Here is a 13,338-nt window from a genome sequence, read left to right on the forward strand (position 1 = left end):
ATGTGGGAGCTGGCTTGCCTGCGATGGCATCACCTGGTGATGCCTGACACACCGAGGTGTTTGCATCGCAGGCAAGCCAGCTCCCACACAAACCCGCCCCCACAGTTTTTATTGGGGTAGCAATTCAACCCAGCAGCGCCTGCTGGCTCTTACCGAAGGTCAAATACTCCACCAACTCCGGCAGCGGCAGCGGTTTGCTGATCAGGTAACCCTGCGCCTGGTCGCAACCGAACAAGCGCAAAAGCGCCAGTTGCTCAGGGGTTTCCACGCCTTCGGCGACCACTTCCAGGTTGAGGTTGTGGGCCAGGTTGATCATCGCATGCACCAACTTGCGGTTTTCTTCGCGCTCTTCCATGCCGCCGACAAAGCTTTTGTCGATCTTCAATAAGGCAATCGGCAGGCTGTTGAGGTGCACGAACGACGAAAACCCTGTGCCGAAGTCATCCAGCGAAAACCGCACACCCAAGCGGCCGAGCGCGTCCATGGTCTGCTTGACCAAATCACTGCGGCGCATCACGGCGGTTTCGGTCAGCTCAAATTCGAGCCACTGCGCATCCACCCCTCGCTCGGCAATCAGCCGGCTAAGCGTGGAGAGCAATTGGCTGTCCTGGAATTGCCGAAACGACAGGTTGACCGCCATGTGCAGCGGCGGCAGGCCGCGTTCGCGCAGGTCTTGCATGTCGCGCAAGGCTCTGGAAATAACCCAATAGCCCAACGGCACGATCAGGCCACTCTGCTCGGCCAACGGCACGAATTCGCTGGGTGGCAACAGGCCACGTTCGCCGTGACGCCAGCGCACCAAGGCTTCGAGGCCGACGATATGCCCGTCGTCCAGGTCCAGGCGCGGCTGGTAATGCAGTTCCAGCTCGTCACGGCGCAGCGCGCGGCGCAGCTCACTTTCCAAATCAGCCAGGCTGCGCGCGTTGGGGTTGATGCGTTCGTTGAAGATATGAAAGGTGCAGCCTTGCGTGCTTTTGGCTTGCTGCATGGCGATATGCGCGTGCCACATCAACGGGTCGGCCCCGGCGCTGGCGCGGGCATGCGCCACGCCCAGGCTGCAGCCAATCAACAGGCTTTCGCCGTCTACCCAATAAGGCTCGGCCATGGCTTGCGTGATGCGCTCGGCCATCCATTCCGCGCGTTGGGGCGCGCGTCGGGTATCAATCAACAGGGCGAACTCATCGCTGCCCAGGCGGGCCAACTGGTCGCCGGCTTCAAGCTGACTCTTGAGCCGCGAGACCACTTGCAGGATAAGCCGGTCGCCGGCCTGGTGGCCCAAGGCGTCGTTGGCGTGACGAAAATTGTCGAGGTCCAAGTGGCCAAGGGCCAAGCCGCGGCCCTCGTTTTCGGCCAGGCGCGCCGCCAGCAAGGTTTGGAAACCCTGGCGATTGGCGATGCCGGTGAGCGGGTCCTGCTCGGCCAGGCGCTGCAAGGTGTTCTCCAGCACGCCCCGCTCGCGAACATGGCGCAAGCAGCGGCGCAAGGTGTCGGCGCTCAGAACATCGCGGATCAACCAATCACTGACACCGAGCGGAGCCACCAGCGGTTCCTGCTCCAATAGCAATACGCACGTTAAACTGCAGCGGCCTGGGCCGGGTTGCAGGTTGGGCGTGGTCAATAACACGGCCGTGTGGTCGTCATCGAACAAACGACTCACCGAGTCCCAGTGGGGCGCGCTGATCAGCACAGCCCCATCGCCCATCGGCGCCAGGCACTCGCGCAACAACGCTGCCCACGCTGGCTCATCGGCCAGTAGCAGCAAACGCAAGGGTTCGACAGGCGTAGACAAGCTAGCTCCCTAGACTCTGCAAAATTTCGTTGGCGGCGGGCAGTATGACGCGCAGCCTGATAATCACCAATGATAGGCGTTATCAAATACACTGACTGTAGGCATTAGTCGCAAAAAGCCCACATATCCTGCGTCAAACTATCAAAACCGGCAAATTTAGATCGAGTGGTACGTCACACTGTCGTTCTGTGAGCGCACAATTCTGCGAGCCTGTTAAAATGCCCGCCCCTTTGAACAACGACTCCCTGAATTCCGTATGTCCCGACTCAATCCCCGGCAGCAAGAAGCCGTGAACTACGTCGGCGGCCCTCTATTGGTGCTCGCCGGTGCCGGTTCCGGCAAGACCAGCGTGATCACCCGCAAGATCGCGCACCTGATTCAAAACTGCGGCATCCGTGCCCAGTACATCGTCGCCATGACCTTTACCAACAAGGCGGCGCGAGAAATGAAAGAGCGTGTCGGCTCGCTGCTCAAAGGCGGCGAAGGCCGCGGCCTCACGGTGTGCACCTTCCACAACCTGGGCCTGAACATCATCCGCAAGGAGCATGCGCGCCTCGGCTACAAGCCGGGCTTCTCGATTTTCGACGAGGCCGATGTCAAGTCGCTGATGACCGACATCATGCAAAAGGAATATGCAGGCGACGACGGCGTGGATGAGATCAAGAACATGATCGGCGCCTGGAAAAACGAGCTGATCCTGCCGCCCCAAGCCCTGGAAAACGCGCGCAACCCCAAGGAACAGACCGCCGCCATCGTGTACACGCACTACCAGCGCACGCTCAAGGCGTTTAATGCGGTGGACTTCGACGACCTGATCCTGCTGCCGGTAAAACTGTTCGAGGAACATGCCGACATTCTCGAAAAATGGCAGAACAAGGTCCGCTACCTGTTGGTGGACGAATACCAGGACACCAACGCCAGCCAGTACCTGCTGGTAAAAATGCTCATCGGCAAACGCAACCAGTTCACCGTGGTAGGCGACGACGACCAGTCGATCTACGCCTGGCGCGGTGCCCGGCCAGAAAACCTGATGTTGCTGAAGGTCGATTATCCGTCGCTGAAAGTGGTGATGCTGGAGCAGAACTATCGCTCCACCAGCCGCATCCTGCGGTGCGCCAACGTGCTGATCTCGAACAACCCGCACGAGTTCGAAAAGCAACTGTGGAGCGAGATGGGCCACGGCGACGAAATCCGGGTGATCCGCTGCCGCAACGAAGACGCCGAAGCTGAGCGTGTGGCCGTCGAGCTGTTGACCTTGCACCTGCGCACCGACCGGCCCTACAGCGATTTTGCGATTCTGTATCGCGGTAACTATCAGGCCAAGCTGATCGAGCTGAAGCTGCAGCACCATCAGATTCCCTATCGCCTGTCGGGCGGCAACAGCTTCTTCGGGCGCCAGGAAGTCAAAGACTTGATGGCCTACTTCCGGCTGATTGTGAACCCGGACGACGACAACGCCTTCCTGCGCGTGATCAACGTGCCGCGCCGGGAAATCGGCTCCACTACCCTGGAAAAGCTCGGTAACTACGCTACCGAACGCAAGATTTCGATGTACGCCGCCACCGACGAAATCGGCCTGGGCGAACACCTCGACACGCGCTTTACCGATCGACTGGCGCGCTTTAAACGCTTCATGGACAAGGTGCGCGAGCAATGCGCCGGCGAAGACCCGATCAGCGCGCTGCGCAGCATGGTCATGGACATCGACTATGAAAACTGGCTGCGCACCAACAGTTCCAGCGACAAGGCCGCGGATTACCGCATGGGCAACGTCTGGTTCCTGATCGAAGCGCTGAAGAACACCCTGGAAAAAGACGAAGACGGCGAGATGACCGTCGAAGACGCCATCGGCAAGCTGGTGCTGCGCGACATGCTTGAGCGCCAGCAGGAAGAGGAAGACGGCGCCGAAGGCGTGCAGATGATGACCTTGCATGCGTCCAAGGGCCTGGAATTCCCTTACGTGTTCATCATGGGCATGGAAGAGGAAATTCTCCCACACCGCTCCAGCATCGAAGCCGACACCATCGAAGAAGAACGGCGCCTGGCCTACGTGGGCATTACCCGCGCGCGTCAGACGCTGGCTTTCACCTTTGCCGCCAAGCGCAAGCAGTACGGCGAAATCATCGATTGCGCGCCCAGCCGGTTCCTCGATGAACTGCCGCCGGACGACTTGGCATGGGAAGGCAATGACGACACCCCGACCGAGGTGAAAGCCGTTCGCGGCAACACCGCCCTGGCGGATATACGCGCGATGTTAAAGCGCTAAAATCGACTACTTTTTAATCTACTTTCGGCGCACATCGCGCCATTAGAGGAAGCTTTCCGTGGAAGCACTGCACAAGAAAATTCGCGAAGAAGGCATCGTGCTTTCCGATCAGGTTCTGAAGGTCGACGCCTTTTTGAACCACCAGATCGACCCGGCGCTGATGAAACTGATCGGCGACGAGTTCGCCGCGCTGTTCAAGGACTCGGGCATCACCAAGATCGTCACCATCGAAGCTTCAGGCATCGCGCCGGCGATCATGACCGGCCTTAACCTCGGCGTACCGGTGATTTTTGCGCGCAAGCAACAATCCCTGACCCTGACTGAAAACCTGCTGTCGGCGACCGTGTATTCGTTCACCAAAAAAACCGAAAGCACCGTGGCCATTTCCCCGCGCCACCTGACCAGCAGTGACCGCGTGCTGGTGATTGATGACTTCCTGGCCAACGGCAAGGCGTCGCAGGCGCTGATTTCGATTATCAAGCAAGCCGGCGCGACCGTGGCGGGCTTGGGGATTGTGATCGAGAAGTCGTTCCAGGGCGGCCGTGCGGAACTGGACGCGCAGGGTTACCGGGTTGAATCGCTGGCGCGGGTTAAGTCGCTGGCCGGTGGCGTGGTGACTTTCATCGAGTAACCGGTGCGTGTGTTGTGCCAGGTTTATTGGCTGCAATGAAGATCAAATGTGGCAGGGTTGTGCCAGCTATATAGGATGCCCTGGACATCAAATGTGGGAGGGGGCTTGCTCCCGATAAGAGTGTGTCAGTCAATTCATGAGTGACTGATATACCGCCATCGGGAGCAAGCCCCCTCCCACAGTGACCGGGCTGTGTCAGCTTTATTGGCTGCAATGAAGATCAGATGTGGCAGGGTTGTGCCAGCTTTATTGCCTCAATGAAGATTAAATGTGGCAGGGTTGTGCCAGCTTTATTGGCTGCACTGAAGATCAAATGTGGCAGCGCTGTGTCAGCTTTATTGGCTGCAATGAAGATCAAATGTGGCAGGGTTGTGCCAGCTTTATTGCCTCAATGAATATTAAATGTGGCAGGGTTGTGCCAGCTTTATTGCCTCAATGAAGATCAAATGTGGCAGGGTTGTGCCAGCTTTATTGCCTCAATGAAGATCAAATGTGGCAGGGTTGTGCCAGCTTTATTGCCTCAATGAAGATCAAATGTGGCAGGGTTGTGCCAGCTTTATTGCCTCAATGAAGATCAAATGTGGCAGGGTTGTGCCAGCTTTATTGCCTCAATGAAGATCAAATGTGGCAGGGTTGTGCCAGCTTTATTGCCTCAATGAAGATCAAATGTGGCAGGGTTGTGCCAGCTTTATTGGCTGCAATGAAGATTAAATGTGGGAGGGGGCTTGCTCCCGATGAGGGTGTGTCAGTCGATTCATGAGTGACTGATACACCCTCATCAGCAAGCCCCTCACACTGAAGGGGTTGTGCCCGGTCTATAGCTTGTCAGTGCGAAGTGGCTTGCAGGCCGGCGAGCAACAGGCGCTGATACAAATCCTCTTTCAGCCCTTCCGGTTTATCCAGGCGCATTCGCCTCAGATGCTCCGGGAACGCTTCGGGTTCCGGTGCATCCAGCGCCGCTTTGCCGAGCTCCAGAATCTCCGTCAGCTTGAATTTGCTCTTGAGCCAGTTCAGCGCCCGTAACAGATCCCGCTCCTCATCCGTGAAGTCAGTGCCCAGCGGATACTCGGGAAACAACCGGCGATGCCGCGCCTGAATGCCCTTGAGGCGCTCCGGCGTATTCTCGGCAAAGCGCGGGTCGAGTTGAAAGTCTTTGGGCAGCTTGCCGGCTTTTTGCGCCTGCTCGATCAAGTCGTCCTGGAACCTGGAGTCGGTGATATTGAGCAGCGCCTCAATCACCTTGGCATCCGTTTGCCCACGCAGATCGGCAATCCCGTATTCGGTGATGACGATGTCCCGCAGGTGCCGAGGAATGGTGCAATGACCATACTCCCAGACAATATTGGAACTGACGTCGCCTTCCGACTCGCGCCAGCTGCGCAGAATAAGGATCGAGCGCGCGCCTTCCAATGCATGGCCTTGGGTGACAAAGTTGTACTGCCCGCCCACGCCGCTGAGCACGCGGCCATCCTCCAACTGGTCCGCCACACCTGCGCCGAGCAACGTCACCATGATCGCGCTGTTGATAAATCGCGCGTCCAGGCGTTGCAGGCGTTTGAGCTGTTCCTGCCCGTACAGCTCGTTGATGTAGCTGATGCGGGTCATGTTGAATTGGAGGCGCTGGGCGTGAGTCATCTCCTGCAAGCGCTGGTAAAAACTGCGTGGCCCGAGGAAGAAGCCGCCATGAATCGAGACGCCGTCGGGTTGCGCTGCATCATCCAGGGTGCCGGCGTTGGCCTGCTCTTGAGTCGCCACGTCCGGGTAGACCTTGCGCCGAATAATGCCAGCGTCGGCCAATACCAGCAGGCCGTTGACGAACATTTCGCTGCAGCCATACAGGCCGCGCGCGAAGGGTGCGACACCGCCTTCGCGACTGATCAGCGGCGCCCACTGATACACGTCCAGATCCGTCAGCAGCAAGCGATAGGCTTCGTTATCGGCCTGGCGCGCCAGCAATGCGGCGGTCAGCGCATCACCCATTGAGCCGATGCCGATCTGTAGCGTGCCGCCGTCGCGTACCAAGGTGCTGGCATGCAGGCCGATAAAATGATCCTGAAAGCCCACCGGCATGTTCGGCGTGGAAAACAGCGTGGAGCTGTCCTTTTCGTCGAGCAGGTAGTCGAACTCGTGCATGCCCAATTCGGCGTCGCCCGGCATGTAAGGCAAATCGGTGTGAACCTGACCAACGATCAGGATGGTTTCGCCCGCCTCGCGGCGCTTGGCGATCATTGGCATAAGGTCGAGGGTGATGTCGGGGTTGCAGCTCAGGCTCAGGCGGTCAGGATGTTCACTGCTGCTGGCAACCAGTTGCGCCACCAGGTTCAGGCCGGCGGCGTTAATATCGCGCGCCGCATGGCTGTAGTTGCTACTCACGTAATCCTGTTGCGCCGACGCGCTGTGCAGCAGGCTGCCCGGCTGCATGAAGAATTGCTGCACACGGATATTGGCGGGCAGGCTGTCGTTGTGCAGGTCGGCGAGAAAATCCAACTCGGGGTAATCGCCGAAGACGCGTTCGATAAAGGGTTCGAGAAAGCGCTTCTGCACACCATCGCCCAATTCCGGCCGCCCCAGGCTCAACGCGGTGTAAATCGTCAGCGCCCGCTCAGGCAACTGGGCGATGCGCCGGTACAGCGCATTGGCGAACAGGTTGGGCTTGCCCAGGCCCAAGGGCATACCCATGTGGATATGCGCCGGCAAACGCGCCAGTACGTCGTCAACTGCTTGCTCGATTGAACACAACTGCACCATCCGACCCTCCTGAACATTCCATTATTGGGGGTTGGACAGAAAGTGGCAGGTCTTTGCTGCAATGAACAGCCGCGAAACCTTACTAAAGGCGAGATACGCAGGCACAAAAAAACCGCTCGTAAGCGGCGTTTTTGGCGAAGAGCGGCAGATTACAGGCCGGACATCTTCTTGATGGCGCCTTTAAGGTCGTCATCCGAGCAATCCGCGCAGGTGCCTTTCGGCGGCATGGCGTTGATACCGGTGATCGCCTTGGCCAGGATGCCATCGAGGCCGCCCTGGTGGTCGGCGCGTTCTTTCCAGGCGGCGGTGTCGCCGATTTTCGGTGCACCCAACAGACCGGCGCTATGGCAGGCGGTGCAGTGCTTGGCGATGATTTCGTCCGGCGTTTTTGCAGCGCCGCCGCCCGCAGCCACGGCAACGTCCATCCCTTTGCATTCCTGGCCCTGAACACAGACTTGGCCGACAGGCTCCAGGCGCTTGGCAATCTCATCGTTGGTCGCAGCTTGAGCGCTGACAGCCCATAGGGCCAGTACGGTTGCTGGTGCAGCCAGCATTTTCATAATCAGGTTCACGCGTTCACCCTCATGGTGGCTATTCACGCCTGCGGCCACGGTTTCACAGGCGTCGAGAGTATAGCGGGTAGCCCGCTCGGCCGAAACAACCCTATTAAACAAAGGGATATTAAGTGCCACCAAATACGGCCGCGGGCGCCTCTACAACGCTGGCAGGGCGCCTCTATGCTTAAAAATTTGCGGGTGTGGCTGCGCTGATTAGTCGCGCCGGCACGTCGAACGGGTTGCGGAAACGGTGCGGCTTGGTGCTTTCAAAGTAGTAGCTATCGCCCGCTTCGAGCACAAAAGTCTCAAGACCCACCACTAATTCCAGGCGGCCTTCCACCAGAATCCCGGTTTCTTCGCCTTCGTGGGTGAGCATCTCTACGCCCGTGTCGGCGCCCGGTGGGTAAATCTCGTTGAGAAACGCGATGGCGCGGCTAGGGTGCGCGCGGCCGACCAGTTTCATGGTGACGGCGCCATCAGAGATGTCGATCAGCTCATTGGCTTTGTAGACGATCTGCGTCGGTTTTTCCTGGAGGATCTCCTCGGAAAAGAACTCGACCATCGACATGGGAATGCCGCCCAGCACCTTGCGCAAGGAGCTGATTGAAGGGCTGACACTGTTTTTTTCGATCATCGAAATGGTGCTGTTGGTGACACCCGCGCGCTTGGCGAGCTCACGCTGGGAAAGACCCTTGAGTTTACGGATGGATTGCAGTCGTTCGCCGACGTCCAATGCAGGAGCCTCCTAGGATTCAGGCTTTGTTGTAATTGAGCGTTATCATGGCGACAGCGTTCAGTATTTACAACACCTTGGCCTAAATCACGGCCGGCCCTGCTCGTACGCGACTCTCAAGCGCCGGAATAGAGCCTCGGCACGCGGCGCAGGTTGCAGAAGATCTGGTAAGGGATGGTCTCGGCGGCGGCGGCGACATCACTGGCAAGGATATTTTTGCCCCACAGTTCCACCGTGGAACCGAGGCCGGCCTGCGGCAGGTCGGTCAGGTCGACACACAGCATGTCCATCGACACCCGCCCCAACAATTGGCTGCGCTGCCCCGCCACCAGCACCGGCGTGCCAGTCGGTGCGTGACGCGGGTAGCCATCGGCATAGCCCATCGCAACCACTCCGATACGCATCGGTTTTGAGGTGATGAACTTGGCACCGTAGCCCACCGGCTCGCCGGTCGGCAGTTCGCGCACGCAGATGACTTTGGATTCCAGGGTCATCACCGGCTGCAAGCGCTCGGCCACCGCCTGTTCGTCGCCAAACGGCGTGGCGCCATAAAGCATGATGCCCGGGCGCACCCAGTCACTGGCCACACCCGGCCAGCCCATCACCGACGGCGAGTTGCGCAGGCTTACCTCGGCCGACAAGCCTTGGCGCGCCGCCTCAAACACCGCCACTTGTTCAGAACTGCGCACGCAATCAAGCTCATCGGCGCGGGCGAAGTGGCTCATCAATACGATCTTGGCCACTTTCGAGCTGGCCAGCAGGCGCTGATAAGCCGCTTGGTAATCCTTGGGGTGCAGGCCGACGCGGTGCATGCCCGAATCGAGCTTGAGCCACACGGTCAGCGGCTTGCTCAGCCGGGTTTGTTCAATCGCGTCCAACTGCCACAACGAATGCACCACGCACCACAGATCATGCTCGACGATCAGCGCCAGCTCGCTGGCTTCAAAAAAACCTTCGAGCAGCAATATTGGCGCGCGGATACCGGCCGCACGCAGCTCCAATGCTTCCTCGATGCACGCCACCGCAAACCCGTCGGCCTCGGCTTCCAACGCTTGGGCCACACGCACCGCGCCATGGCCGTAGGCATCGGCTTTGACCACGGCGAGGGCTTTGGCCCGCGTAACTTCACGCGCCAATTGGTAGTTGTGGCGCAGGGCTTGGAGGTCGATCAGGGCACGGGCAGGACGCATGGCGGCAGGCTTCTAGGCGGCAAAGTGAAAAAAACCGGCACCGAGCAACAACCTCGGCGCCGTGAAAGGGATTGGGTTTAAGGCAGCGCGGCCACGACCGACAGCTCTACCAGAATCTCTGGTTCGCACAGTTTGGCTTCAACCGTGGCACGCACCGGAGCCACGCCTTTGGGCAGCCATTTGTCCCACACCGCGTTCATCCCGGCGAAATCGGCGTCGATGTCTTTCAGGTAGATCGTCACCGAGAGCAGCCTGGTTTTGTCAGTGCCTGCCAGGTCCAGCAAACGCTCGATATTGACCAGGGTCTCACGGGTCTGTTGTTCAATCCCGGCACTCATGTCGTCGCCGACTTGCCCTGCCAGGTACACGGTACCGCTGTGAACGACGATCTGGCTCATGCGCTCATTGGTGAGCTGGCGCTGGATTGACATGTTGTGCGGACTCCTGGTGGTTGCCATAACGGGAAATATCGAGGCCTTCGGCGCTGATCTGCGGCGTTTTTTTCGCAATCAGGTCGGCCAACAAACGACCAGAGCCACAGGCCATGGTCCAGCCGAGCGTGCCGTGGCCAGCATTCAGAAACAGGTTCTTGAACGGGGTGGCACCGACAATAGGCGTGCCATCGGGTGTGGTTGGACGCAGGCCGGTCCAAAAAGTGGCCTCGGTCAAATCACCGCCCTGAGGATAAAGGTCGTTGACGATCATCTCCAGGGTTTCACGCCGACGCGGGTTCAACGACAGGTCAAAACCGGCTATCTCAGCCATGCCGCCGACGCGGATGCGATTGTCGAAACGGGTAATCGCGACCTTGTAGGTCTCGTCGAGAATGGTCGAAGTCGGCGCCATCGCCGGGTTGGTGATCGGCACCGTCAACGAGTAACCCTTGAGTGGGTACACCGGTGCCTTGACCCCCAACGGCTTGAGCAACGTCGGCGAGTAGCTGCCGAGAGCCAGCACGTAGCGGTCGGCGGTTTCCAGCGTACCGTCGATCCACACGCCGTTGACGCGGTCACCGGCGTAATCGAGGCGCTGGATGTTCTGCTCGAAGCGAAATTCCACACCCAACTGCTTGCACATTCCCACGAGGCGCGTGGTGAACATCTGGCAGTCGCCGGTCTGGTCATTCGGCAGGCGCAGGGCACCCGCGAGAATCTCGGTGACGCTGGCCAGGGCCGGCTCGACGCGGGCAATACCGGCGCGATCGAGCAGCTCAAACGGCACGCCGGATTCTTTCAGCACGGCGATGTCTTTGGCGGCGTTTTCCAATTGGGCTTGGGTGCGGAACAGTTGCGTAGTCCCCAGGCTGCGGCCTTCGTAGGCAATGCCGGTTTCGGCGCGCAACTCATCGAGGCAATCGCGGCTGTACTCGGACAGGCGCACCATGCGCTCTTTGTTGACCGCATAGCGGCTGGCGGTGCAGTTGCGCAGCATCTGCGCCATCCACAGGTATTGATTGATATCGCCGGTCAGCTTGACCGCCAGCGGCGAGTGGCGCTGCAGCAGCCATTTGAAGGCTTTAAGCGGCACGCCCGGCGCGGCCCATGGCGACGCATAACCCGGCGAGACCTGGCCTGCATTGGCGAAACTGGTTTCCATGGCAGCGGCGGGCTGACGGTCGACCACAACAACTTCAAAGCCGGCCCGCGCCAAATAATAGGCACTGGTCACACCAATGACGCCGCTACCCAAGACCAGAACGCGCATTTTCAGACCCTCATCGCGGCGTGGCCGCTGACGTGTGTTGTTAGAGCAATGATAGGCGCAGTATAAAAAGCAATCGGCAGTGCATTTCACTATATAACTGCCTATATTTGGCGACAATTCTCGGCAAAAACCCTTTTCACAGAGGCGTATCCCCTATGCGTACCAACACTCAGACCAAGCGGGAGCTGGACAAGATCGACCGCAATATCCTGCGCATCCTGCAAACCGACGGGCGCATCTCGTTCACCGAGCTTGGGGAAAAGGTTGGGCTGTCGACCACGCCGTGCACCGAGCGGGTCCGCCGGCTGGAGCGCGAAGGCATCATCATGGGCTACAACGCGCGGCTCAATCCGCAGCATTTGAAGGGCAGTTTGCTGGTGTTCGTCGAGATCAGCCTCGATTACAAATCCGGCGACACCTTTGAAGAGTTTCGCCGCGCCGTGCTCAAACTGCCGCATGTGCTGGAGTGCCACTTGGTGTCGGGGGACTTCGACTACCTGGTGAAAGCGCGGATTTCGGAGATGGCCTCGTACCGCAAATTACTCGGCGATATTCTGCTCAAGCTGCCCCACGTGCGCGAGTCCAAGAGCTATATCGTGATGGAAGAAGTGAAAGAGAGCTTGAACCTGCCGATCCCGGACTGACTGAACTCAGTGAATTGTGGGAGGCCCCACTGCATCTTTGATGTAGCGCTGTCGCGCGGGAAGCGGGCTTGGGGGTGTTCTTTGGGTTTTCGTGTATATCCGTTGTTTGGGTGATGGCTTGTATCGGTTTCGCTCTTACAGCGAGTCACTTTTGAAAGGACCCAAAAGTAACCAAAAGGTCCTCGTCCCACCACTCGGTGCCTCGCTTAGGCTCGGCATGCCCGCCCGCAGGCTTGAATCCGTGGGCCGCCGCGATGGGCCATCCTTGGCCCAGCGCGGCTAACCCGGCGTCCTGCCGGGGTACCCACGGATTCAAGCCTGCGTGCGGCCAGCGTGGTTTAACGGGGCGCTTCTCAGATCAAGATCACAAAGATCAAAAGCAAGAGCACGGCGGCCTGAAAGCCGACCTGAGTGGTTGAAGCGGATCAAAGGCAGTTTTGCAAACACGGCAGATCTGCTTTTTTTTGCTTTTGTGGGAGGGGGCTTGCTCCCGATAGCAGAGTGTCAGTCACTGCATCTGTGACTGATACACCGCCATCGGGAGCAAGCCCCCTCCCACAGTTTTTCCACATTCTGCTTGGGAGATTGGGTCGGCTTAGATGATCGTTCCCACGCTCTGCGTGGTAATGCCGCTCCGGACGCTCTGCGTCCCGCTTTTTCAGCCATAGAATCTCCCACATTTGACCGCATTCAGCATGTGAGATTGGGTCGGCTTTCAGGCCGCCTGCTTGTGATTGTGACCTTGATCTAAGGCGCCCGTTAAACCACGCTGGCCGAACGCAGATATTACGGAGCGGGTAAACCGGCAGGACGCCGGTTTAGCCGCGACGGGGCAGGGACGCCCCGTCGCGGCGGCCCGCTCCGTAATATCGGAGTGAGGGCACACCGAGCCTAAGCGAGGTGCCGAGTGNCCGAGTGGTGGGGCAAGAGCGTTTTGGTTACTTTTGCGCTGTTCAAAAGTGACCCGCTGTAAGAGCCAGCCCTTTCAAGGTCTTTGATAAAATCCCCCAAAACGCCAGTCAGGGGAACGAAATCGATGTGGGCAGAAGTTCTAGCGCGGTTTGAGAAAAAAGCAC

The 13,338-nt window shown here is 58.9% G+C and carries 10 protein-coding genes; 3 read left to right on the forward strand and 7 right to left on the reverse strand.

The window, feature by feature from the left end; translation table 11 throughout:
- Positions 1 to 124 precede the first annotated feature (124 nt).
- Complete coding sequence (locus AO240_RS02200; RefSeq protein WP_099234989.1) at positions 125 to 1,789, reverse strand: bifunctional diguanylate cyclase/phosphodiesterase; 1,665 nt, start codon at positions 1,787 to 1,789, stop codon at positions 125 to 127.
- A gap of 256 nt (positions 1,790 to 2,045) precedes the next feature.
- Here AO240_RS02200 and rep point away from each other — a divergent pair, with 256 nt between their 5' ends.
- Both rep and AO240_RS02210 read left to right on the forward strand, forming a co-directional pair.
- On the forward strand, positions 2,046 to 4,055 hold the full coding sequence (gene rep, locus AO240_RS02205; protein WP_058413831.1) for a DNA helicase Rep: 2,010 nt from the start codon (positions 2,046 to 2,048) through the stop codon (positions 4,053 to 4,055).
- 58 nt (positions 4,056 to 4,113) lie between these two features.
- On the forward strand, positions 4,114 to 4,686 hold the full coding sequence (locus AO240_RS02210; protein WP_003195447.1) for a xanthine phosphoribosyltransferase: 573 nt from the start codon (positions 4,114 to 4,116) through the stop codon (positions 4,684 to 4,686).
- Between the two features lie 825 nt (positions 4,687 to 5,511).
- Here AO240_RS02210 and AO240_RS02215 read toward each other — a convergent pair.
- From AO240_RS02215 to dadA, 6 genes are all read right to left on the reverse strand, one after another.
- Positions 5,512 to 7,434, reverse strand: a complete 1,923-nt coding sequence (locus AO240_RS02215; protein ID WP_099234990.1) for an acetyl-CoA hydrolase/transferase C-terminal domain-containing protein — start codon at positions 7,432 to 7,434, stop codon at positions 5,512 to 5,514.
- Between the two features lie 149 nt (positions 7,435 to 7,583).
- On the reverse strand, positions 7,584 to 7,994 hold the full coding sequence (locus AO240_RS02220) for a cytochrome c5 family protein (RefSeq protein WP_099235004.1): 411 nt from the start codon (positions 7,992 to 7,994) through the stop codon (positions 7,584 to 7,586).
- A gap of 181 nt (positions 7,995 to 8,175) precedes the next feature.
- Positions 8,176 to 8,724, reverse strand: coding sequence for a cupin domain-containing protein (locus tag AO240_RS02225; protein ID WP_058413834.1), 549 nt, complete (start codon positions 8,722 to 8,724; stop codon positions 8,176 to 8,178).
- Between the two features lie 116 nt (positions 8,725 to 8,840).
- Positions 8,841 to 9,914, reverse strand: a complete 1,074-nt coding sequence (gene alr, locus AO240_RS02230) for an alanine racemase (protein ID WP_099234991.1) — start codon at positions 9,912 to 9,914, stop codon at positions 8,841 to 8,843.
- 77 nt (positions 9,915 to 9,991) lie between these two features.
- A complete protein-coding gene (locus tag AO240_RS02235) occupies positions 9,992 to 10,345 on the reverse strand; it encodes a RidA family protein (RefSeq protein WP_099234992.1) in 354 nt (117 codons plus the stop codon).
- Positions 10,317 to 11,618: a D-amino acid dehydrogenase gene (gene dadA, locus AO240_RS02240; RefSeq protein ID WP_099234993.1), complete on the reverse strand. Its 1,302-nt coding sequence runs from the start codon at positions 11,616 to 11,618 to the stop codon at positions 10,317 to 10,319. The genes AO240_RS02235 and dadA overlap by 29 nt, the downstream gene beginning before the upstream one ends.
- Positions 11,619 to 11,773: 155 nt before the next feature.
- Between dadA and AO240_RS02245 the strand changes: the two genes are divergently transcribed.
- Complete coding sequence (locus AO240_RS02245; protein ID WP_003176896.1) at positions 11,774 to 12,262, forward strand: Lrp/AsnC ligand binding domain-containing protein; 489 nt, start codon at positions 11,774 to 11,776, stop codon at positions 12,260 to 12,262.
- Positions 12,263 to 13,338 lie beyond the last annotated feature (1,076 nt).

Source organism: Pseudomonas sp. ICMP 460 (assembly GCF_002723595.1).
Taxonomy (GTDB): domain Bacteria; phylum Pseudomonadota; class Gammaproteobacteria; order Pseudomonadales; family Pseudomonadaceae; genus Aquipseudomonas; species Aquipseudomonas kitaguniensis.